Genomic DNA, 22,107 nt, shown 5'->3' on the forward strand with positions numbered 1-22,107 from the left:
CTCAAGATCGTTCGGGTTGGCTGTCAAATACAATACAGTTGCCATCATGTGTCTACCACCTTTAGTTTGTATAGGATGGACGCCAAGGACGGGGCGCTGTGAAATCAGCCTTGCCTCTGGTGCCTACACGATCATGACGAAACGAGCCCCAGTAGATGTGACAGATTGACCGGCAAGCCGGATAATAAAATGGTCAGGGCTTTCTGTCACACGAGCTGACGTTGCTTCGTCTATCTAATAGAGGACTATGACTATCTAAAGGTGAGAGGGAATCGGATGATGAACGAACAAGAATGGCTAGCAGAGAAATTCGAAGCACATCGCAGTCACCTGCAGGGGGTCGCCTATCGGATGCTCGGTTCCTTGAGCGAAGCGGAGGATGCGGTGCAGGAGTGCTGGTTGCGTCTGAGCCGTTCGGATACGAGCGAGGTGGAGAACCTGGGTGGGTGGCTGACTACCGTGGTCTCCAGGCTATGCCTCGATATGCTGCGGGTGCGAAAATCCAGACGCGAAGACGCCATCGACGTTCAGACCCCCGAGACCTTAGCAGGCCAGGCGGACGGAAGCGATCCCGAGCAAGAGGCTCTGTTAGCCGACGCTGTCGGTCTCGCGCTGCTGATCGTGCTGGGCAAGCTGAGTCCTGCCGAACGCATCACGTTCGTTCTGCACGACATATTCGCGATGCCCTTCTCCGATATCGCCCCTATCGTGGGGAAATCAGAGACCGCCGCCAGACAGCTTGCCAGCCGGGCGCGCAGGCGGGTGCAGGGCTCAGAGAGCGTACCTGACGGCGATCTTGCCCATCAACGCGAGCTTGTCGACGCTTTCCTGGCCGCTGCGCGCAGGGGTGATTTCGATACACTGGTCGCCACACTCGATCCGGACGTGGTGGTTCGGGATGACCGCCAGGCCGGAAGCATCCGAGTCACGCGGGGTGCAAGAGCGCTTGCCTCGCAAATTTCAGGCCGTATACAGGCTTCGCAGCCAGCTCTCGTGAACGGTAGCGCAGGCATCCTTGCAGCGCCGCGCGGAAAACTGCTGTATGTTCTTCAAGTTACTATCAAGCACGGGAAGATCGTCGAGATTGACTTGATCTCCGATCCTGCACGCATAGACCAGCTCGACCTGGCCGTGTGGAACGACTAACCGCCCTAGGAACAGGGCGGCGCGACGTTTCAGGTCAGGTTCCCTCTATTATCACGGACCTAATCGGGTTGGTGTGATAAGGATCACAACATGCGAGAAACCGGCAGGTTACAATATCCTTAACTCATCCGCAGCGCCAACGACGATGGATGTCATGATCTACAGGGAGGTCTATTCAAATGGCAAATAAGGAAATTACAATTCCGGAAAATCCCGTTTCACATTTTTTGTTCAGCAGCACAAGAGCAGGAATCATCTGGCTGTTGGTAAGGCTTTATGTAGGGTATTCTTGGATTACCGCAGGCTGGAAGAAGGTCACAAGCCCCGCATGGACCGGAGATCAGGCCGGCACCGCTCTTCAGGGCTTCGTGAAAGGAGCGCTCGCCAAGGCTGAGGCCGGCAAAGACGTCACCGGCTGGTATGCCAATTTCCTCGAAGGCTTCGTGCTGCCGAATGCCAAGGCGTTCGGATTTGTGGTCGCCTTCGGCGAGGTGCTGGTAGGGCTGGGTTTGATCCTTGGCCTATTGACCGGCATCGCAGCCTTTTTCGGCGGCGTGATGAACGTCAGCTTCCTGTTCGCGGGAACGCTCAGCACCAACCCGATCCTGTTCATCCTAGCTACATGGCTCGTGCTTGCCTGGAAAAATGCCGGCTGGTACGGTCTCGACCGCTGGGCGCTGCCATTCCTCGGAACACCGTGGGGCCGCGACAGCTCGACAGGCGGCCGGGGCGTTAATAGCCGACAGCTCTAGTCCGGCTTTACCTTGTGCAGCAGCACCGGGCAGGAGTGTAGTCCCGCACCCTGCCCCTCTGCCGCTCTCCCCCCTGGGGGCTGGTTGCAACGCCAACAACCTCCACACCGCCTGGACAGCGGTGGTGGAGGTTGTTGGTATTTTGTATGGCTTGGGAATGCTCATCCTGCAGCCGGATTAAGCGCCGAATCTTCTCCGGTAGCCGCACTTCCGGCACAGCTCCTCGACAACTTCCCTGCGGGAGAAGCCGTCATACATCTTGGTGGCCCGCTCGCCCTCGATAATTTCCGAGAATGGCTTGTCGTGGATATTGCCCAGATTGATGACGCCTTCCCCGTCGAGACAGCATGGAATAACGGTCCCGTCGACCAGGATGCCCGCCTGGTTGCGCAGTCCGTGGCAGAAGCCCTTGCCTTCATCTTCATCTTCCTTCAGATCGGGCCACTTGAACTCATGATCCTGGTTCAGATATATTTGCTTGGTCAGCTTCACTCCGCTGCCGCGCTTGAACTGCTCCTCAATCTTGAAATCCAGCTCGAACTCCTTCTCGATCATCTCCAGAATGTCGCGGTTACGCTGCCGCTCTTGGTTGATTCCATTGTCCTCGGTCAAGTTCCAGAGGCGAAAGGAAACCAGCATATCCGACTGCGCTACGGCTTCCTTGGCGAAAGACAAGACCATAGAAACATAGCCCTCCTTATCCACAGAGCCCTCATGCCCGTCGAAGCTGTGGAGCGAGAAATTCATCTGCCGCAAGGCCGGCTTCCCGAGCAGCTTGTGCTTCACCTTGTGCAGCAGCGTGCCGTTGCTGGTGATGTTGACCTTGAAGCCGCGCTCGTGGCTGAGGTCCAGCAGCTGATCGATTTTCGGATGAAGCAGCGGCTCGCCCTTGACATGCAGATAGATGGAATCGGTATGCGGCCGGATTTCATCCAAGATTTTGGTAAAGGCATCGAGCTGGATAAAGCTCGCCTGGCGCTTTGTCTGCGGACAGAACGAACAGGCCAGATTGCAGACGCTCGTAATCTCGATATAAAACTTCTTAAATGTTTTCATAGTCGCATGCTCCGTCTCACAGATGTTCTTCCGTAAGCTCTATCGTAGCACACAAGCCTGCCCGGCGCTATGGAAGGATACGGCCATACGGTCAGAAGCCAGCCTTTCCTGCGGGAGCGGCATGCCTAACCCATCATCTATCTGCCGACAGGATGCGTGTCCCCTCGAGCCTGGAGGAGGGCAGCATGTCAGGTCTGTCGCCGACGCTCGGGCCAGAATGAGTCGAAAGGATCAAAGCCATCAAACAACACAACCTGAATATTTATCCTATTCCTCCTTATTTTAAAACCGGACGGTACGGTATTTTTACCGTAAGCCATTTTATCGGCATTTGCAACGTCTGCGAGATCCTCTGCTTCGTTGTCCCTTCCTGTACGAGAAAAAAGCTCCTTCACGGAGCTTTCCAGGGTTCATTCATGAGGAGGAGGCTTGGATGAACTGTTCAGCAGCCACTCGTTCGGCAATCGTATCCGATCAAGTCTCCCGGCGCCGGTAGGTCAGCAGCAGACGTTCGATGTTGTCGATCGCATAGGCGACATGTCTATTGTCACGGGTCAGCCGGCTTGCCATGATCCCGCCTTCGACCGACGAGAAGATAAACGAGGCGACTGATTCAACCTCCAGGTCTTCCTGGAATTCCCCGGCGGCGATCCCTTCGGCCAGCAGGCTCTGGATGAAGGAGAGCATCTGCACATAAGCTTCCACCGCCTGATCGCGCATAACCGGATAGGCATGGTCGCTCTCCACCGCGGTATTGAGGAAGGGGCAGCCCCCTTTCATCGGTGGATTATGGACCGTGTCGCTGTACACTTGCCCGATGGCCAGTATTTTTTCCGTGGCTGTTTGCTTTCCCTCCATCGCAGCTGTGAAATGCTCCCATAACACTTCCCCGGCATACTGAAAAGCCGCCATCGCAATTTCATCTTTATTCGAAAAGCCCCGGTAGACCCCGCCTTTGGTCAACCCGGTAGCATCAATGATATCCTGCATCGTCGTTCCCACATAACCCTTCTGATTAAACAGCTCGGCCGATTTTTGAATGATAAGCAGCTTCGTTTGCTCGCCTTTGCGCATGGATAGGTTCCTTCCGTCCTGTTGGTTTCATCTTCTGATTGTATCAGTTTCAAGCGGCAAGTCCAATGCGCAGCCTCCCGCCCCCTATCCCCCCAGAGCTGGAAATTGGCTTTAATCTGTAACAATTCCTTCATTCATTCGGCTGAACTCGGGTTATAATAAAAATACCGGACGGTCCGGTACTATTTTGATAAAAAGAGGTCGACTGAACGATGTTCACAAGCAAACAAGCGTACAGGCTGATGCTGGTGGTTACCATTGGATTCATTTTGTATGCCGTGTACTTCAACTTTATTCACGATCCTCAGGCTGCCGCCTTTTTGAGCCATAAGACCAATCAGACACGTGCCTTGTCCACCGCCGTCTGGCTCAAGGTGATGTACATTCATGTGGGGTTCGCTTGCATCGCGATGCTGGCGGGAGCGGTTAATTTCTCCGGCCGGGTGCTGCGGCAGTACCGCAGGTTTCACCGGATCAACGGATACATCTATCTGCTCGCCGTCTTGATCGTCGATCTGACCTCCGGCTATATGGCCCCTTATGCCACCGGCGGCAAGGCTACGAGCATGGCCTTCAATTTCCTGAACATTCTCTGGATCTTTTTGACCGTCGTTGCACTTGTGAAAATAAAAAAGAAGCAGATACACAGCCACCGGAAATGGATGGTGCGCAGCTACGCCTTTTGCTTTACCAATATGCTGATTCATCTGCTGACCTTTGTGCTCAACAACTGCTTCGGATTGGACTATGCCACTAGCTACACCATCGGCGTCTACAGCACGATCCCGCTGCTCTTGCTGGCGGCCGAGCTCGTAATTCGGACAGTGTACAAGACCCCTGTCCGGCAGTAGGTGCAGGCCGCCGGGCATAGCGAGCCATGCTTCGGCGCAGGCGGGAAGGGGCTGCAAGACTCTGCGGATGTCCGGCCTATCCGCAACTAGATGCTCCGGCTAAACAGCCTGACACGCGGCTGAGCCGAAGCCTGTGGCCCCTAACCTGCCACCGCAAGCCTCAGGCCACAGCAGCCCGCCCTAACAGCTACACGCTCCAGTGGATCAGCGCGACATCATGAATCTCCCCGCTCTTGCGCTGGACTGGAAATGTCGCGTAGTGATGTTCGATGTTCAGCTCATCCAGTATGCTGGAAATCACTTCGGCACGCACCCGCTCCTGCGGCTCTCCGTTCTCTGTCACGCGAAGCGGCCCGGCGAAGGGCTGCCCGATCGACTGCACGAGGAACACATGGCGTCGAGCGGTCTGATGCATCTTCAGCAGGCTATCCTTCATATCACGGATCCGGTAGAAGGCATTGGCGCTAAATACGACGTCCGCCTCCACCTCCGGAGCCTCTTCCCACTTAACAGCTAGCAACTGCGGAAGCGGCGCCACCAGCTTGGCCCAGTTATGGCATAACACCTCGAACATCGAGGTCGACGGCTCAACCAGCGCCAGCTCCCCCACATGCGGAGCGAGCAGTTGAGTGAAGCCACCTGTGCCTGGACCGATCTCGAGCAGACGGTCGTCGGCTTTCAAATAAGCATACACCTGCTTCATTAGCTCTTGGGTATACGGCGCGAGCGGATTGCGGTCGTCATAGGCAGGCGCATAGCCCTGCCAGAACCTTTCCTCCTCTGTATCATTCCCTACCCGCAGATCGGAGGCAGCAGCCTCTTCCCACGCCTGTATCCAGAACTCTGAGGCAGATAGTCCATCCGTATTCGGAAAGTCGCTCATGAAATCCCTCCATCATCTAGTTGTGTAATTCATTCGGAAGTACGCTCCAGTCCATCTGCACCGGCTCCCTCTTGATCGGCCGTTTTCTTCCACCGGAAGACATTACCTCCCGGATAAGGGATCAAGAGCTCTGAACGCGTTCGTCAATTGCTGCGTATATGGATGCTGCGGCTGCTCCATGACGGCTTCACTGCTCCCATGCTCGACGATACAGCCCTGATGCATGACGGCTATCCGGCTGCATGCGTGACTTACCAGCTCCAGGTCATGGGAAATGAACAGATAAGCGATGTCGAATTGTCGCTGCACGCTTTGCAGCAGCTCCATGACCTGGGCCTGCACAGAAACATCCAGCATGGAGGTCGGCTCATCGAGTATGAGCAGCCGGGGCTCCAGCGTCAGCGCACGGGCGATCACGACGCGCTGTACTTGGCCGCCGCTGATCTGGTGTGGGAACCTCGTCAGCAGGTCGCGGTGCAGGCCGACCAGCTCGAGCAGCTCCAGCACCTTGGCCTCCGCTTCCTCCCTGCCCATGAGCCGGTGCAGGGCGATCGGCTCAAGCAAGCTGCGGAGGATCGTCTGGCGCGGATTGAGCGCCGAATCCGGATGCTGGAATAAAATCTGCATCCGCCTGCGGAGCGGCCGCATCTGCTTCATGCTGTACGCGGTAATATCCGTGCCGTCCACGACGATGCGCCCCCCAGGGTCGGCGGGGAGCAGCTTCAAGATCAGGCGGGACAGCGTGGACTTGCCGCAGCCGCTCTCGCCGACCAGTCCTAGCGTCTCGCTGGCGGCAATCTCGAAGGACACGTCGCGCACAGCCTGGAAGCTCTGCTTATTCAGCCAGCCGCTGTGGAAGGTCTTGCTCAGTCCGTGAATCTGGAGCATACAGGAAACACCTCACTTTTGCTGTTGCCGCCGCTTCGAAGCCGGAACGCACCGGATCTGCCGACGCCGGGCCGACCGTCCCCGCCAGAGTGGACATGCCCGGATCCGTGACCGGATACAGCTCCGGCACGGCGCTCTCGCACTCTGCCCGCCGGTGCCGGCAGCGGGTGACAAACGCGCAGCCGGCACCCGGGTCGGCTGGATTGTAGGCTGCGCCGGGGATCGGGACCATGCCCCGGCCCGGCATCGACCCGAGAAGCCCCTGCGTGTAAGGATGCTTAGGCTGGCGGAACAGTTCCCCTACCGGACCCTGCTCTACGATCCGCCCGCCGTACATCACGCCGATCTCATCGCACAGCGCTTCCGCTACATGCAGATCATGAGTAATGACTAGCATCGCCGCACCGGTCTGGCGGACGACGCTCCGCATCATCTCCACCGTCTGGGCGCGGACGAGCGCATCCAGACCCTTGGTCGGCTCGTCCGCGATGACGAGCGAGGGATGGCCGCACATGCCGATAGCGGCCAGCACCCGCTGCTTCATGCCTCCGCTGAGCTGGAACGGATAGCTGCGCAGCTTGCGCTCAGGCTCCGGCATATGCAGGCTGTCCAGCAATTCGGCCGCCTGCTCCGTCAGACTTTTGCCGCTCCTCGAGGAGCGAGACCGGTGACGGGCGATGGCCTCCTTGAGCTGGTAGCCGATCGTCAGTACCGGATTAAGCGAAGTAGCGGGATTTTGCGGGATGAATGCGATCTCGCTGCCCCTCAGCTGGCGCAAACGTGTCCGGTGCAGCTTCAGGAGCTCCTGGCCTTTGAAGCGGATCGATCCGCTCACCTCCGCCGAATCCGGCAGCAGGCCGGGGATGGACAGCCCGAGCACCGACTTGCCGCTGCCCGTCTCGCCGATCAGACCGAATATTCGCCCTTGGTACAGATCGAGGGACACCCCGTTGAGTGCCCGAAGCCTACCCTCCGCGGATGGAAAGGAGGCTTGTATATCACGGATTTGCAGCAGCGGCTCCATCGCTTATCGACTCTCCTTTTTCGGTTACAGCAGTGATTTATCCGGAGAAGACTTCTTGTCCAGCTGATCCCGGAGATGATCGCCAATCCAGTTGATACACAACGAGACGACGCCGATGCATAGGCCCGGGGCCAGCATCAGATGCGGGTAGCTGCGGAAGTGCGCTCTGGCATCGTTCACCATCACGCCCCAATCCGGGGCGGGCGGCTGCAGACCGAGCCCGAGGAAGCTGAGCGAAGCGATAGACAGGATCACCCGACCTACCCGGATCGTACCCAGCACGACCAGCGGCCCGATCATATTCGGCAGCAGATGGCGGACGATGATATACGTATGCCCCGCTCCCAGCGAGCGGATTCCCTCCACATAGGCTTCCTCCCGCAGCTTCATCACTTCCCCGCGAACGACCCGCGAGAAATCCGGCCACGATGTCACGATCAGGGCGATGAACAGGCTCTTTGTACCCGGTCCGAGCGTGCCGGCTATAGCCAGCATGAAGGCCAGTCCCGGTAAGCCCTGGAACATGCTGACGACCGCCTGAATCACATCGTCGGCCCAGCCTCCCCAATACCCGCTCAGCGTGCCGATGACCAGCCCGAGCAGCATCGTAACAGCCGTGACGGCTATCGCCAGCACGATGGACACTCGGCCGCCGTACAGCAAACGGCTGAATACATCCCGTCCCAGCGTATCCGTCCCCAGAAGGTGATGCGCTGACAGAGGAGCCAGCCGTTCCGTCATATTCACCTGGTTGGGATCATACGGGGCCAGCCATGGCGCCAGAATGCTGCACAGCAGCACCGCTGCGAGGATGAGGACGGCCATCCCTGTCGTGCCCTTAAGCCAGGTTATGCGGTGACCGGTCAGACTTGAGCCTGATACAGACTCTGGCTTCATCGCAGCTTCCCTCCCACTCTCATCTGTGGGTGAATCCACAGATAGGACAGATCGACCAGCAGATTGAAGATCACGTACACCAGTCCGGTGAACACGACATAGCCCTGGATCACCGGATAATCCCTGCGGAAAATCCCGTCCATCGCGAACCGGCCGATTCCCGGTACGGCAAAGATCACCTCGACAATGACAGACCCGCCCAGAATCGCACCGAAATAAGTACCCAGCACCGTCACGAGCGGAATCAGCGCGTTGCGCAGGGCGTGGATGACCAGGATACGCAGATCGGGCAGTCCCTTGGCCTTGGCCGTCACCATGTACGACTGGTTCCACACCTCGAGCAGCGCAGCCCGCGTCAGGCGCATCAGCACCGCGCTCGTGCCTGAAGCGAGTACCAGCGCCGGCATAATCAGATGACGGAACGTGCCATATCCGCTCGTCGGCAGCCAGTGCAGCTTCTCGGCGAACAAGGAGATCAGCAGGATCGCCAGCCAGAAGCCGGGAATGGAGATCAGCGTCAGGGCGACCGCCCGGGCCGCATGATCGAACCAGCCGTTCTTCTTGAGCGCCATCAGCATCCCCAGCGGAATCCCGGTCCCGGCGGCGAACAGCAGCGCCAGTCCGGACACGCTGAGCGTGACCGGCAGCCGGCGCAGCAGCTCCCCGCTCACGGATTCCTTGGTCATATACGAGGTGCCCAGATCGCCATGGCTAGCTCTCCACAGCCAGCGTCCGTACTGAACAGCCAGCGGATCGTCAAGACCCAGCTCCTGCCGCTTGACGGCGATCTCCTGCTCGGTCGGCTCCTTGATCCCATTCATACTCAAGGCTTCGACCGCAGGATCTCCGGGCGAAGCCACACTTAGAACAAAAGCTATGAAAGAAATGCCCAGCAGGACAGGAATAGCGGCGGCTATCCGCCTGAAGACATACCGCATCTACTTGACCCAGGCAAGCTGAGGCAGCGTAGTGCCGTAGATCGTCGCTTTATAGCCTTTTATTTTTTTATTGTAGGCGATCAGACTGGCATCGTTGAATAAGGGAATCGTCGGCAGATCCGCAGCGGCGATCGTCTGCAGCTCGTTGTAGATACCCTTGCGCTCATCCAGGCTCAAGGTTCCCTTGGCTTGATTCAGCAGTTGGTCAACCCGGTCATTCTTATAGCCCAGGCTGTAGCTCTTGTTGCTGGAGCCAGCGCTGGAGAAATAGTTGGTGAAGAGGGTGAACGGATCGCCATTCGGCAGTCCCTGGGTAGCGAGAGCCAGATGGTAATCCCCCTTGGCCTGTGCGTCTTTGAAGGCAGCTCCATCCAGAATCTTGATATTTACGTCCAGCTGCAGATCCTTCAGCACGGATTGGAACAGCTCCGCCTGCGCTTTATATGGATAACGGTCCAAGCCGTAGGTCGGCACGATCAGATCGATCGACTGCCGCTGAGTGCCCAGCACCTCTGCTGCCAGCTTCTTGGCTTCATCCGGCTTATGCTCCAGCTTGATTTCCTTGTAGAACGGCGAGGTGCTGTTCAGGAAATTGGCGGTGGCGGTCGGGTAGCCCAGATACAGCTCCTTCACCAATTGCTCACGGTCCAGCATCAGGCTGACGGCCTGGCGCATCTTCGGATTATCGAAGGGCGCCTTCTTGCCGTTCGGGTGCAGATAATGAGAAATCGTCGACTTCGTTGCCGAAATTTCGAATTGGGGGTCCTTCAGTAGCTCCTTGGCGAGGGTAGGCGGGATCGCTCCAAGATCCATGACACCCATAATCTCACCGGATTTCAAAGCGGCCAAACGGGTATCCGGGTCCGGGATCGAACGGACGCGAATCCGCTTGGTTGCAGCCTTCTCCCCGTAATAGCCGTCGAACGCTTCCAGCAGTGCATATTGATCCTTCTGATGCTCGATCAGCTTGAAGGGACCTGTTCCTTGAGGAAGGCCGTTGAAATCGCCTTTCTCATTGAAGTTCTTAGGGCTGTAGATCGCGCTAGAGAAGTTAACCATCGCATACAACAGCGTAGGCTGCGGATTTTCAAAGACGAGCTTGAATGACAGATCGTCCAGCTTCACAACTTCCTTCAGCCCCGGATAAGAACTCTTGATGTCCAGGGTATAGAACGGCGAGCTCTTGGGACTTACCTGCTTGTACCGGTTAAAGTTGGCGATGACGGCATCCGCGTTCAAGGATTCTCCATCATGGAACTTGACGTTATTCCGCAGCTTGAAGCTCCATTCCTTGCCGTCGGCCGACATCGTCCACGATTCCGCGAGCTTGGGAGCGGGCTGTCCGTCCTCGGAAGCGGTGATCAACGGCTCCCATACATATAAGATCGTGCTCGTGTAATAAGCATCTTGCGGTCCGGGCGCCAGATCGCGGGGCGCCGCCAGGACAATTTCCTCCGGAAGCTGGCTGCCGGAGGGGGCTGTGGATGGCGTGCCGGTCTGCGGCGCCGCTGAGCTACACCCTGCCAGGACGAGCAGCAGACATAGAGCCCATAGAACCATGTGAAGCTTGGTCTTGGATTGTTGAACAAATGGATACATGCGTTCGATTCCTTCTTTCTGCTGGATAAATAAAAAAGACATCTTTACCTTCACACAAGGAAGGTTAAAGATGTCCCGACATATGATATGGAAACAAGACGGCCGTCTTTAACACCTCCCTATTCTCCGTAGGGGTCAACGTTGTGTGTCAGAACAGGCAGGTCTCCTGGCTCGGGTATCTCTGCCGTCGGCAGCCTTCCCCATCCGATATGCGGATCAGTGGCATCTTGCCGAGACTCCTCCCCTACAGTGGCGGGACCGCGTCGGCATCGCACCGAACTTCCCTATTAAGCTTGACCTCAGTCAAGCACCTTGTTCCCTGAGGTATGCAGTTGTCTATGAAACAAGACTGATCATATCGTAATCTTTCTGTTCAGGCAAGCCCGAGATCAGATCACGGCCACGAGCACCAGCACCCAGCCGATCAGGAACGCCACTCCCCCGAGCGGGGTAATCGGGCCAAAAATTCGCTTGCCCGTCAGACTCAGCATGTACAGACTCCCCGAAAACAAAATCACGCCGGCCAGCAGAAACCAGCCGCCTGTGACGATCAGAGACGCTTCTGGCAACCGGTCCGCCAGCAGTCCAAGCAGCAGCAAGCCGAGCGCATGCGCGATATGGTACTGGACCCCCGTCTCGTACACCTTCATCTTATCCGGTGTTAGCCTGGCCTTGAGCGCATGCGCACCGAAGGCACCCAGCGCAACCGCCAGAAACATCAATATACTGCCAAGCATCACAAAAGTTTGCATCGTATGGCCTCCATCACGGGATCTGACTTCTACAGACAGCATAGCATGGCGAGGCTGAGGGGACAACGGCGGGGCGGGTAGGAGGAATAATCCGACTGGCAGAGCTATCCGGCAGCGCCCGCCGACAAGATCTCGCTGCGACTTGCCTGAGACGGCAAAACCCCCTCTCCAAAGAAAGGGGATCTTGATGTACGAGGTATCTCCTGCGGGCTTTCCACAGCTGAAGCCCGGCCTGAACCCGCCGGTTATTTCAGCAAAATCCATTCGTATTCAACCGCATAGATGGGTCTCTGATACAGCCAGCCCAGTGCCTCGTCTCACGCCCACTTGAACGTAACGGCGGCTTCCCCAGCTATCGTATACTGGAATGTCCGGTCGCCACACGCCACCACAAATAACTTGGGATCAGTCGTCCGGTTGGACACGATGACAACCTTGGAGCCATCCTCATTGCGGAATGCTACACTTTCCAGGTCGTCCTCGAACGTATTCGATTCGATCCGGTAAGCGCCCGGCCGCACAAACTTACTGATATGGCCCAAGGTGTAATAATCCAGGTTATAGGTGAGCTGCCCGGTCTGCTGCTCGATCTTCACCAGCCCACGGCAGGTGCTGCGGGACAGTACGGTCGGACCGTTGTTCTCGTCCAGCGCGATATTCCACCAGATCACCGACTTCGACCAGTTCCGCGTCGTGCGGATCACATGCTTCATCTGATCCATGAAGGCGTCGTGGAACGGCGGAATCCACTGGCCTCCGGAGGCCTCGGTGAACCAAACGTCCTTATCTGGGAACCGCTTCTTGATCAGCGTCATCGCCTCATGGCGCCCCCCGTACACATGCCAGGCCGTCCCTGCGATATAGCGGTTCGCTTCGGCATCCTCATAGATCTCATCAGGGTGGCTCGGGACATCCCAGTTATGATCATAGCACATAATCTTGACGGGCTGCTCCCGCTCCGCCAGCTTCGGTCCCAGATGCGACTTGATAAACGCCGCTTCCTCCGACGGCTTCACGATCATGCCCGGATACTCCTTGGGCTCATAGCCCGGTTCGTTCTGCATCGTGACGGCATAGATCGGAATGCCTTCGGCCTCGTAAGCATCTAGAAACTTGACGAAGTAGCGCGCATACACCTCATAGCAGTCCGGCTTCAGCTTTCCCCCTATCATCGCATCCGAGGTCTTCATCCAGCCCGGAGGACTCCACGGCGAAGCCATGACCTTGAGCTCCGGGTTCAGCTTCAAGGCCTGATGAAGGACAGGCAGGATGTAAGCCCGGTCATGGTCGATCGAGAACCGCTTCAGTTCATAGTCGCTTTCGCCAGGCTCCACATCGTCGTAGCTATATATCTTCCACGCAAAATCGCTGGCACCCATCGGCTGGCGGATAAAGGACATGCCGATGCCTTCCTCGCGGTCGAACAGCTTGCGCATCAGCTCGTCCTTAAGCTCATCCGATAGCGCGTGATACACCAGCCAAGCGGAAGCATCGGTGAACGAAGCCCCGAAGCCGTCCATTTGCTGATAGGTCACATCCTCGTTCAAGGTAATGACATAATCATTGTACGGCTCGGCGATATCCGAGAAGGAAAGTGGACTCGCCTCAGTCAGCTTCTTCGATTCATCGATGGTCGATTCCCATACATACACCTGGTTCATAGAGTCAACTCCCTCACTTAAATTCAAAAAACGGAGGCCGACCCGCAGCCTCCGCCTTTTTTATTTCTTGATTAATCTGAAGCTCGCCTCGTGTACTTACTTCGAGATCCTGCTATTTAATTCCTTTTTCATCATAATAAGCATTGGATTGCTGCTTCACATAATCGAGTACCTTGTCAATCCCGGCGGCTTTCAGCTTCTCCTGATACGTCTTGATCGCCTGATCGACGTTCGGCACCAGCCCCATCATCAGCGGCTTGCCGTACTGATCGACGACCTGATTCACTGCCGCATACTCGGTCTTCACCGGATCGTAGTCCATCGAGATCGGCGAGAAAATATCCGGCTTGCTCATCTTGGCGAATTCCTCGTTCAGCTTATCGAGGCCTTCCCAGCCGCCGGCGGTCGGCTTCATCAGCGGTTTGTTTCTCCAGCCCCAATCGGCAATGCTGTAAGGGGTGACCTTCGTTGCATCCTGGCTCTTGGACGGCGTGGCGATGTTTTTGCCGTCATTGATCAGGTCATAGTTATAACCTTCAATCCCGTAGGTGATGAGGTTGTAATACTTGGCATCCGTTCTGATCTTCTCCAGCACCATCAGCGAGCGCTCAGGGTTTGCTGCGCTCTTCGGAATGGCCATGCCGTTGGCAATCGCCATCGTCGGCATCGCATAACCCTTGAGACGTGTATAAGGGAAATAGCCGATCTCCATCTTCGGATCTTTCTTCTTCACATCGGTGATGAAACCCGCTGCGCCAGGAGGGTTACGCCAGTACACGGCCCCCGTGCCTGCCTTGATCAGGTCTCCGGCCTCCTGCTTGGATGAAAGCGTATTCTTGGACCAGTAGCCTTTATCCGCCCACTCCTTCATCTTCTTCACCCAGGCTTCATACTCCGGCGTGAAGGGGTAAGCTACGATATCTCTAGGCTTGTCATAGCTCTTGGCGATAATAATTTTGCTCTCCCCGCCGATGACCTGGAAGTCGTTGACGGCGGTGAACAGCGTGCTTACCTCATTCCACGCGCTGCCGTTGATCGGAATAACGCCCGGCTTGTTCTTCTTGATGCCCTCCAGATAGGCCTCGATGGAATCGAGATCCTTGATTTCCGGCAGGTTTAGCTCCTTCCTCCAGTCCTCCCGGTAGACGATCCCGTTGGGCGTATACTCCGGATTCGTATTCGGGATCGCATAAATCTTGCCACCCAACGTGACGTCGCTCCAGTCCTGAGCGGGCACCTGCTTCTGGATTTGCGGCGCATACTTCGGCAGCAGCGGCGTCAGATCGAGGAAGGCCCCTTGCTTGGCGTACTTGAAGTAGCCAGCCCACGAAGAGCTGAAGATCATGTCGATCTTCTCACCTGCCGTCAGCAGCAGGTTGTATTTGGTCTGCCAGTCGTTCCACGTTGTGAAGTTCAGCTTGACGGTAGCATTCAGGTCTTTCTTCAGCATTTTATTGAACTCTTCCATAACTCTCGGCGTATCCTTGTGAACATCGCCGACCAGATACCAGACCAATTCCACCGGCTTGGATGTGTCCGGATCTTTGGGAGCGGGCGTCGTGGGCGTGTTGCCCTCTGTTTTGCCAGGCGTGGAGGGAGCGGGTGTGGTTCCGTTATTACTGCTGCAGCCGGCCAGGGCCGTAGTAGCCAGCAGGACGCCGGCCAGGATCGTACCGAGCTTTCTCTTCATATCGTAGACTCCTCCTTATTCATGGACAAGCGATTGGTATGTGAGCCGTATAACCGGTTCTACCCTTTGACTGCACCGATGGTCAGGCCCTTGACGAAATACTTCTGCACGAACGGATACAAGAGCACGATCGGCCCGGTGACGATAACCGCGACCGCCATCTTCAGTGTTTCGGCAGGTGCCGTGAAGTTGACAGCCGATAGGTTCGCCGCAATATCCGTGCGCAGCACGGCGGCGTTCGCAAGAATTTTGTACAGGAAGAACTGCAAGGGAAATTTGGCCTCCGTTGTCATGAAAATATTCGCGGAAAACCAGTCATTCCAGTAATGCAGAGCCAGGAACAGTCCGATCGTGGCGAGCCCCGGTGTCGATAAGGGCAGGATCAAGCGGCCGTAGATCGTAAAGTCATTCGCTCCGTCGATGCGGGCGGATTCAATAATCGAATCCGGGATCGATTTCATAAAGTTCTTCATCAAGATGATATTCCAGGCACTGAGCAAGGCGGGAATCAGCATCGCCAGATAGCTGTCCTTCCACTCCAGGTACTTGACGATGAGGATATACCACGGGATCAGCCCCCCGCTGAACAGCGTCGTGAAGTACATGAAGAACGCGATGCTATTGCGGTACTTGAAATCCTTGCGGGCAATCACATACCCGGCCATCGACGTCAGGAATAGTCCCAGGAAAGTCCCGACGAGGGTCAGACAGATCGTGACCGTATACGCGCGGTAAATTTGCTCCGGATTTCGGAAGACGGCCTTGTACGCATCGATCGACAGCTCGCTGGGCCAGAACTTGAAGCCTTCCCCGATGATTTCGTTCTCGGACGTAAACGAGCCCGAGATAATGAGCCAGAATGGCAGCAGGCACAGCAGGGTCAGCAGCGCTATCGTGGTATAAGCGATAGCCATGAACAGCATCGTCCCCGGATCTTTTTGACGTCTCACGTGGCTTCCTCCTTAGAACAGCGCATACTCTTCACGGACCTTTTTCACGATATAGTTGACCGTCATGACCAGCAGGAAGCCGAAGAACGACTGATACAGACCGGCTGCCGAGCCCATCCCGATATCGAAATTAACCGCGAGCGCCCGATACACGTACGTATCGATAATATCCGTCGCATCATACAGCAAACCGTTGCTGCCGATGATCTGATAGAACAAGTCAAACTGCCCCTTGAGGATGCCTCCCAGGCTGAAGATGACCAGTAGTATAAACGTCGGGGTGAGCAGAGGAATCGTGATATGCCGGATTTGCTGGAAAATATTCGCCCCGTCGATCTCAGCGGCTTCATAATACTCGTCGCTGATGCTCATGATCGCGGCCAGGTAGATGACTGTGCCATAGCCGAGTCCCTTCCAGACGTTGAAGAAGACGATAATGTATTTCCAAGGCTCCGTATGAAGGTAGAAATCGTAGGGCTGCGCGCCGAACTGCTTGAGCAGCGTATTAATGACGCCCGTATCAGAGTTGAACAGGTTGAAGACGAAGGCGCCGACCAGCACCCAAGAGATGAAGAACGGCAAGAACATAATCGACTGCGTGATTTTCTTGAAATATTTATTGAGAATCTGACTCAAGAAAATCGCACAAATCAGCTGCAGGAAATTGCCGATGAAAATAAAAGCGACGTTAAACAAGACGGTATTCTTGGTCAAGTTCCATAACGTGCCGGATTGATACAAAAATTTAAAGTTCTCCATCCCAATGAAAGGGCTGCCAAAAATTCCGCCGTCGAAGCTGAATTTGGTAAAAGCGAGGTATATCCCGATCATCGGCATATAGCTGAATACGATAAAAAAAAGAATGGCCGGGGCTATCATCAGAAACATGATCCGATTCCTGGATAGCTCCGCCCATAACCCTTGTAGTGCCGTCATCCTTCTCCCCTCCGACCTTGATTGGACTGTGTACACGATGGTGTGTAAGGCCAATCATAGGACTACTCCAAGGCCGGGGCAACTATACATATCCGATTATTATCACTTTTTGCTGCCAGGTTGAGGTTATTTTCTCCGTACGCTTTCACTTTTTCCGCTGTGCGGCTCGCTCAGCCAATCTCCTGGATAGCAGTGTCCTGCAGCCGTCCGTTTTTGCGGAAGTCGGCCGGGGTTACGCCGTTCATTTTCTTGAAGACCTTGTAGAAATAAGGACTGTTCGAGAAGCCGGTTTTCTCCGCCGTATCTCCAACCGGAAGATCGGTGGTCAGCAGCAGCTCCCTCGCTTTGTCCATCCGCACCTCGATAATGTAATTCAGGATCGTGCTGGAGGTATGTTTTTTGAACAACCTGCCGATATGCGTGGCCGATAAGTTCATTTCCTCGGCAATACTTTCCAGAGACAGCTCCTGAAGCATATACTTCTCCCGTATGATGGCGATAATGCCGCCGACCACCTCGTCGTGCCTGCTGTTCTTCTTATCCTCCAGGCTGGCGGATACTTGCCCGAATACATCGAAGAACATTCCGTACATCTGCTCGGCCAGCTCGGTCTCGTTCAGCTCAGCCAACAGCGCATTCACATTCACATTCCAGGAAATATCGTTGTTTCTCTGAATCGTGGATACGGCATTATTCACCGCAAAGGCCAGATGAGATACGGCCAAGTGATAACAACTATAGGAGTACCCGGACGTTTCCCCGACGATCTCACGCAATATACGCTGTGACCCGGCGATCCGCCCCAGCATCAGCTCTTCAATCAATTGCTTCTCCTTGGAGACGGGGTATACGTACTGCTTTTTCTTGAGCCATTCGATTTGTTCCGCGTCAATCAGACAGCCATATCCGTAGAACACCCGGTGAAATAAAGCCTCGGTCGCCTGCGCGTACAGCCGGCTTACACCCCTGGCGTCCTCACTGGCCGAACTGAGGGCAATGGATACAGAAACTTTTATGTAAGCAGAGACTGCCGATTGAATCCCGCGCCACAAGTTCTCGGATAAGCGGGCCTGCGCTTCCGAGCCGGGCCCGGGCGTGTTCAGCAGAATTGCGATCCGGTCGTCCCCCATATCAACTGCCAAGGAAGAGCAGCATGGATTCAGCAGCTCCTGGGTAATATTCATGATCCCGATCTTCAGCAGGCTCCGGTCGCCTGCGCTGTATGTCTCCACAAGCTCCTTGTACCGGTCAATCTTCAGTACGACAACGGCGAATGGCCACTGAGCATCCAGAGCGATTTCATACGCTTGGAACTTCTCGTTCAAGCCTCCAGGATGGCTGCTTCCCGACCCTAGGAGCAGATCGCGGACCACATCCTGCCTGAGCGCCAGGAAGTGATTCCTTCGCTCCGTCTCGAGCGCCGTCAGCTTCACCAGCTTGTGATTGACCTTGGATGATAATTTGCGGGAGATGAGGTAGGAGGTCAGCAGTCCGAGTACGAGAATCGCGAGTGCGATTCCGATCGTATAAGCCCTCATATGGTTGAGGCCGCCAGTGATGACGCTGTAAGGAGCAATCCGGATATAACGCCAGCCCAGCACATCGGGAGCCGTGTAGGTCACCAGCGACCTCACTCCGTCTACATCGGAGACGAAGTACCCCTCCGATTCCTCGCTTCCCAGCACCTCTTGCATGTAGGGCTTATGAGCGAGAGCGGTCAGCATCGGATACTTCCAACCGTTCGTGATCAGCACGCCTTGATGGTCGATGATAAACGTATTTTTGTCTGAACTGGAAATCGTACCGTCGATATTTTTATGCAGCTGGGTTTCGGAAATATTGACGATAATGACAGGCTTCTCGTCGTTATGGGATAAAGTGTCGTACAGCAGGAAGCTGTAGCATTCACGCTCCTTCTCCTGGCTGCTCAGCATCAGACCCTCAAACGGGATTTTCCGGGGGATGGGCATCAGGATGTCGTAATCGGAGGCATGCTTCACCATCTCGGCCGCCGTCGTGTCATAGAACTCGCCTGATCTCCAAACTGAATTGGCGCTGATCTCGGAACTGCTGTAGAACGTGTCGGTCTTGGGGTTATATAAATAAATGGAATCGATAAATAACGAAGTCGCACGATAAGAGTTCAGCTGAGCCATCGCGTTGCCTGTATCCAGGGAATCGACCGTAGAGAAATACAACAGCTTAGACACCGTCACATCATTATAAATTTGCTGGGCCATCGTACGGGCATTCACCGCCATGATGGACGCCTCTTCACTGGTCTGGGCCAGACTGGTCAGCGTGCTCGTATACGTCTGCTTGAGTGCTATATCTTCAAAATAAACATGAAGAATAGCCGATAGCACCACAATCGTCACTACGATGGTCACTGTAAAAGACCGGAAAATAGAAAGGGAGAATTTCATGCTGGAATCAGACGTATCTATTTTCAACATCGTCACCTCTTCTCCTGAAATCGATTTCATTCGGTTTGCAAATCTACCATTTAGGAGCTAATAATCATTTCCAAATTCATTATAAACCAGCTTGAAACCGCATTCAATTTGTTTTATTGAAATCGATTTCAATTTATTTTATACTTAATACTCAGTAAAATTTATCTTACAACACATTACATGGGCATAGAAGGTTGATACGGATGGATATTCACTTTAAAATTGTCGACGTTGCCGCCAAAGCGGGAGTTTCTCCAGCTACCGTCTCTCGCGTACTCAATGACAGCAGCAAGGTTACGCCGAAAACGAGGGCCAAGGTCATGAACATCATCCATGAGCTTGGTTATCAGCCCCATGCTGCCGCCAAAAATCTTCGCTCGCAAAAAACAATGATCGTCGGCGTCATCGTCCCCGATATCAGCAACTCCTACTTTTCTGAGATCATCAAGGGCATCGAGAACATCGCTTATTCCAAAAAGTACAAAGTGGTCATCTGCGATACAGCTAATAATGAAGAGAAAGAGCTGGAGTTTCTGAACTTGTTGACCACACGTACCATCGACGGAGTCATCATGGTGGCCCCATTAACTTCGAATGAAACGATTCTGAGTATTGCCGATCACGGATATTTGATTGGGATTGTAGGAAAAAAGCTGGAGCATGAGCGCATCCCCTGCATCCTCACCGATAATGTGAAGTTTTCGATGCAGGTGGTCCACCATCTCGTAGAACGCGGCCACCGGGAGATCGCCTTCATCAATGGCTCTGCCCATGCGGTGGACAGCTTTGACCGGCTGGAGGGTTACTTGAAGGCGCTCAAGGAGCACAACATTCCGTTTAAGCCTGAACTGATCGAGAACGGAAACTTTCACGAATCGGGCGGTTATGAGGCGATCCTGCGGTTATTCGCCAAGAAGACTCCCTTTACCGCCGTCTACTCGGCCAATGACGAGATGGCCCTCGGGGTATACCGGGCCTGCGCAGAGCTGGGCATTCAAATCCCCGAGCAGTTGGCTGTCGTCGGCGTAGATAATAACCGGATCGGCAAGTACTTGAAGCCTTCGCTCACGACGGTCAAGCAGCCGAACTATACGATGGGCGCGCTGCTCGTGGAGAAATTGATCGATATGATGAATGAGGATGAATATGCGGAGAACCGCGTGTTTACCGTCGATTCGGAGCTGCTGATCCGCGGGTCTTCGGAGGGTAGATGATGCTGTTGCCGTGTTCGGCTGCAGTTACTGCTGCAAGAAGACCCTGCTCACCAATAAATAGCGCAAAGCCCAAAACATCCATTATCTTCAAGACAGACCAAGGCGTGTAGTAGGGATCTAATAGCTGAAGCAAAAACGCTGAAGGAACACAGGAGAGGATTCAATGACCACCCAACAACAAGCCGCCATGCAATCCATGATTAACTGGCTATCCGATGAACGGGAACTAGGCCGAATACCTAGCAAAATTGAAATAGCAGGAGAATTTGATTTACATGACATGCATTACTACATATTTAAATATAAAAAAACATGGCTTGGGAAATGGCTCCTAGGTGTTTGCGGGGGATATGAAAATCCAACCGATACGGAGCATTGCGGACATATCTTCAGTGAGATGCAACTCTATAACCCGGTCACCGCCAAACAGGAAGCCATTGCTATGATAGAAATGATCCGCGAGTACTGGATGCAGCAAGCTGCAGCTATTGAGGCTGCACCCATGCAAGAAGGCGATGCAAAGTCTAACAACGATTCATCCGGTATTTTCAATGGGTTCGTTCTGCTGAACTCCCATGATTGCGATCTGGATCAGGTGAAGGCGAACCTTCTGCAGGACTGGAACATTTCCTATTCGCCAACAGATGGAGAAAGTCAGAAGCGAGAGGAAAAAGAGGAAGGAATCCTTGTCTTTGAAGTGGACGGTTTCACTTTAGCATTAAGCTTTGTCGATGCTCCTGTACCGAACGAAGAGGCCGAGCATTATGCACAGGGCAACTACCTCTGGCGGCAGGCTGCGGAGATTACCAAGACACATGTAGCTCAGATTATATTGGCTGTATTTACCCGCTCCGGCTCCCCCATGGATAGCGGCAGGCTGTACGCTAAGCTTGCGGCTAGTTGCTTGAAGCTTCCCAATGCTATCGGTTTATATATGTCCGGTACCGTATTTCAGCCAGAGCTTTATATACAATTGGCCGAACTGATGAATGCTGATGACACGTTTCCTTTGCTGAACCTGGTTCACTTTGGGCTTGTCAAAACCGAAACAGGGATGAACGGTTACACCTGCGGGCTGAAATCATTGGGTAAAGATGAAATAGAAGTGCTCGATAGTCAAACTTCCCCTGAGGAGCTGCGTGACTTTCTGATTGACATTTCCACTTATATGGTCGAACATAACGTAACTTTAAAGGATGGTGAAACCATCGGCTTTACGGCAGAACATAAGCTGCCGATTACCCGCTCCCAAGGCGTATATGTCGACGGAGAAAGTCTCAAGATCAAATACTAAACCTCCCATACATTTACGTCCCGATAGGCAATTGGTATACTAAATA

At 54.6% G+C, this 22,107-nt stretch carries 19 protein-coding genes and 1 riboswitch; of the genes, 5 read left to right on the plus strand and 14 right to left on the minus strand.

Features of this window, described 5'->3' with window-relative positions:
• Positions 1-279 precede the first annotated feature (279 nt).
• Complete coding sequence (locus tag WMW72_RS33575; protein WP_341419980.1) at positions 280-1,146, plus strand: sigma-70 family RNA polymerase sigma factor; 867 nt, start codon at positions 280-282, stop codon at positions 1,144-1,146.
• Positions 1,147-1,325: 179 nt separating this feature from the next.
• The gene (locus tag WMW72_RS33580) at positions 1,326-1,898 is read left to right on the plus strand and encodes a DoxX family membrane protein (RefSeq protein WP_341419947.1); all 573 of its coding nucleotides are present in this window, start codon (positions 1,326-1,328) and stop codon (positions 1,896-1,898) included.
• 177 nt (positions 1,899-2,075) lie between these two features.
• Here WMW72_RS33580 and WMW72_RS33585 read toward each other — a convergent pair whose 3' ends face one another.
• Positions 2,076-2,954 (minus strand): radical SAM/SPASM domain-containing protein, encoded by an 879-nt coding sequence (locus WMW72_RS33585; RefSeq protein WP_341419948.1) that lies wholly within the window; start codon positions 2,952-2,954, stop codon positions 2,076-2,078.
• Positions 2,955-3,428: 474 nt separating this feature from the next.
• Positions 3,429-4,028 (minus strand): TetR/AcrR family transcriptional regulator, encoded by a 600-nt coding sequence (locus WMW72_RS33590; RefSeq protein ID WP_341419949.1) that lies wholly within the window; start codon positions 4,026-4,028, stop codon positions 3,429-3,431.
• 212 nt (positions 4,029-4,240) lie between these two features.
• On the opposite strand from WMW72_RS33590, the gene WMW72_RS33595 reads away from it, so the two are divergent.
• A complete protein-coding gene (locus WMW72_RS33595; RefSeq protein ID WP_341419950.1) occupies positions 4,241-4,879 on the plus strand; it encodes a DUF2306 domain-containing protein in 639 nt (212 codons plus the stop codon).
• A gap of 187 nt (positions 4,880-5,066) precedes the next feature.
• Here WMW72_RS33595 and WMW72_RS33600 read toward each other — a convergent pair whose 3' ends face one another.
• The 12 genes from WMW72_RS33600 to WMW72_RS33655 all read right to left on the minus strand — a co-directional run bounded on the left by WMW72_RS33600 (position 5,067) and on the right by WMW72_RS33655 (position 19,553).
• Entirely contained in the window at positions 5,067-5,762 is a 696-nt protein-coding gene (locus tag WMW72_RS33600) for a class I SAM-dependent methyltransferase (RefSeq protein ID WP_341419951.1), read from the minus strand.
• A gap of 102 nt (positions 5,763-5,864) precedes the next feature.
• On the minus strand, positions 5,865-6,650 hold the full coding sequence (locus WMW72_RS33605) for an ABC transporter ATP-binding protein (protein WP_341419952.1): 786 nt from the start codon (positions 6,648-6,650) through the stop codon (positions 5,865-5,867).
• Positions 6,598-7,674, minus strand: coding sequence for an ABC transporter ATP-binding protein (locus WMW72_RS33610; protein ID WP_341419953.1), 1,077 nt, complete (start codon positions 7,672-7,674; stop codon positions 6,598-6,600). The genes WMW72_RS33605 and WMW72_RS33610 overlap by 53 nt, the downstream gene beginning before the upstream one ends.
• 24 nt (positions 7,675-7,698) lie before the next feature.
• Positions 7,699-8,571, minus strand: a complete 873-nt coding sequence (locus WMW72_RS33615) for an ABC transporter permease (RefSeq protein ID WP_341419954.1) — start codon at positions 8,569-8,571, stop codon at positions 7,699-7,701.
• Complete coding sequence (nikB, locus tag WMW72_RS33620) at positions 8,568-9,509, minus strand: nickel ABC transporter permease (RefSeq protein ID WP_341419955.1); 942 nt, start codon at positions 9,507-9,509, stop codon at positions 8,568-8,570. Before nikB ends, WMW72_RS33615 begins: the two co-directional genes overlap by 4 nt.
• A complete protein-coding gene (locus WMW72_RS33625; RefSeq protein WP_341419956.1) occupies positions 9,510-11,150 on the minus strand; it encodes an ABC transporter substrate-binding protein in 1,641 nt (546 codons plus the stop codon). It abuts the gene before it with no gap.
• A 97-nt stretch (positions 11,151-11,247) separates the two neighbouring features.
• Positions 11,248-11,439, minus strand: a riboswitch (cobalamin riboswitch).
• Between the two features lie 58 nt (positions 11,440-11,497).
• Complete coding sequence (locus tag WMW72_RS33630) at positions 11,498-11,860, minus strand: DUF423 domain-containing protein (protein WP_341419957.1); 363 nt, start codon at positions 11,858-11,860, stop codon at positions 11,498-11,500.
• A gap of 317 nt (positions 11,861-12,177) precedes the next feature.
• Positions 12,178-13,521, minus strand: a complete 1,344-nt coding sequence (locus tag WMW72_RS33635) for a glycoside hydrolase family 30 protein (RefSeq protein ID WP_341419958.1) — start codon at positions 13,519-13,521, stop codon at positions 12,178-12,180.
• 112 nt (positions 13,522-13,633) lie between these two features.
• Positions 13,634-15,211 (minus strand): extracellular solute-binding protein, encoded by a 1,578-nt coding sequence (locus WMW72_RS33640; RefSeq protein ID WP_341419959.1) that lies wholly within the window; start codon positions 15,209-15,211, stop codon positions 13,634-13,636.
• A gap of 59 nt (positions 15,212-15,270) precedes the next feature.
• On the minus strand, positions 15,271-16,134 hold the full coding sequence (locus WMW72_RS33645) for a carbohydrate ABC transporter permease (protein WP_423227637.1): 864 nt from the start codon (positions 16,132-16,134) through the stop codon (positions 15,271-15,273).
• Positions 16,135-16,173: 39 nt separating this feature from the next.
• The gene (locus WMW72_RS33650) at positions 16,174-17,097 is read right to left on the minus strand and encodes an ABC transporter permease (protein WP_341419961.1); all 924 of its coding nucleotides are present in this window, start codon (positions 17,095-17,097) and stop codon (positions 16,174-16,176) included.
• A 170-nt stretch (positions 17,098-17,267) separates the two neighbouring features.
• A complete protein-coding gene (locus tag WMW72_RS33655) occupies positions 17,268-19,553 on the minus strand; it encodes a helix-turn-helix domain-containing protein (protein WP_341419962.1) in 2,286 nt (761 codons plus the stop codon).
• A gap of 203 nt (positions 19,554-19,756) precedes the next feature.
• Between WMW72_RS33655 and WMW72_RS33660 the strand changes: the two genes are divergently transcribed.
• Complete coding sequence (locus tag WMW72_RS33660) at positions 19,757-20,767, plus strand: LacI family DNA-binding transcriptional regulator (RefSeq protein ID WP_341419963.1); 1,011 nt, start codon at positions 19,757-19,759, stop codon at positions 20,765-20,767.
• Between the two features lie 163 nt (positions 20,768-20,930).
• Positions 20,931-22,061, plus strand: coding sequence for a DUF4261 domain-containing protein (locus WMW72_RS33665; RefSeq protein ID WP_341419964.1), 1,131 nt, complete (start codon positions 20,931-20,933; stop codon positions 22,059-22,061).
• Positions 22,062-22,107: the final 46 nt, after the last annotated feature.

Origin of the sequence: Paenibacillus filicis, assembly GCF_038070315.1 — a bacterium.
Lineage (GTDB): Bacteria > Bacillota > Bacilli > Paenibacillales > NBRC-103111 > Paenibacillus_G > Paenibacillus_G filicis.

Excerpts from the sequence above, each read along its gene's own strand:
- WMW72_RS33575 (WP_341419980.1), top strand. The coding sequence starts at position 280 with ATGAACGAACAAGAATGGCTAGCAGAGAAATTCGAAGCACATCGCAGT.
- WMW72_RS33580 (WP_341419947.1), top strand. The coding sequence starts at position 1,326 with ATGGCAAATAAGGAAATTACAATTCCGGAAAATCCCGTTTCACATTTT.
- WMW72_RS33585 (WP_341419948.1), bottom strand. The coding sequence starts at position 2,954 with ATGAAAACATTTAAGAAGTTTTATATCGAGATTACGAGCGTCTGCAAT.
- WMW72_RS33590 (WP_341419949.1), bottom strand. The coding sequence starts at position 4,028 with ATGCGCAAAGGCGAGCAAACGAAGCTGCTTATCATTCAAAAATCGGCC.
- WMW72_RS33595 (WP_341419950.1), top strand. The coding sequence starts at position 4,241 with ATGTTCACAAGCAAACAAGCGTACAGGCTGATGCTGGTGGTTACCATT.
- WMW72_RS33600 (WP_341419951.1), bottom strand. The coding sequence starts at position 5,762 with ATGAGCGACTTTCCGAATACGGATGGACTATCTGCCTCAGAGTTCTGG.
- WMW72_RS33605 (WP_341419952.1), bottom strand. The coding sequence starts at position 6,650 with ATGCTCCAGATTCACGGACTGAGCAAGACCTTCCACAGCGGCTGGCTG.
- WMW72_RS33610 (WP_341419953.1), bottom strand. The coding sequence starts at position 7,674 with ATGGAGCCGCTGCTGCAAATCCGTGATATACAAGCCTCCTTTCCATCC.
- WMW72_RS33615 (WP_341419954.1), bottom strand. The coding sequence starts at position 8,571 with ATGAAGCCAGAGTCTGTATCAGGCTCAAGTCTGACCGGTCACCGCATA.
- nikB (WP_341419955.1), bottom strand. The coding sequence starts at position 9,509 with ATGCGGTATGTCTTCAGGCGGATAGCCGCCGCTATTCCTGTCCTGCTG.
- WMW72_RS33625 (WP_341419956.1), bottom strand. The coding sequence starts at position 11,150 with ATGTCTTTTTTATTTATCCAGCAGAAAGAAGGAATCGAACGCATGTAT.
- WMW72_RS33630 (WP_341419957.1), bottom strand. The coding sequence starts at position 11,860 with ATGCAAACTTTTGTGATGCTTGGCAGTATATTGATGTTTCTGGCGGTT.
- WMW72_RS33635 (WP_341419958.1), bottom strand. The coding sequence starts at position 13,521 with ATGAACCAGGTGTATGTATGGGAATCGACCATCGATGAATCGAAGAAG.
- WMW72_RS33640 (WP_341419959.1), bottom strand. The coding sequence starts at position 15,211 with ATGAAGAGAAAGCTCGGTACGATCCTGGCCGGCGTCCTGCTGGCTACT.
- WMW72_RS33645 (WP_423227637.1), bottom strand. The coding sequence starts at position 16,134 with ATGCTGTTCATGGCTATCGCTTATACCACGATAGCGCTGCTGACCCTG.
- WMW72_RS33650 (WP_341419961.1), bottom strand. The coding sequence starts at position 17,097 with ATGACGGCACTACAAGGGTTATGGGCGGAGCTATCCAGGAATCGGATC.
- WMW72_RS33655 (WP_341419962.1), bottom strand. The coding sequence starts at position 19,553 with ATGTTGAAAATAGATACGTCTGATTCCAGCATGAAATTCTCCCTTTCT.
- WMW72_RS33660 (WP_341419963.1), top strand. The coding sequence starts at position 19,757 with ATGGATATTCACTTTAAAATTGTCGACGTTGCCGCCAAAGCGGGAGTT.
- WMW72_RS33665 (WP_341419964.1), top strand. The coding sequence starts at position 20,931 with ATGACCACCCAACAACAAGCCGCCATGCAATCCATGATTAACTGGCTA.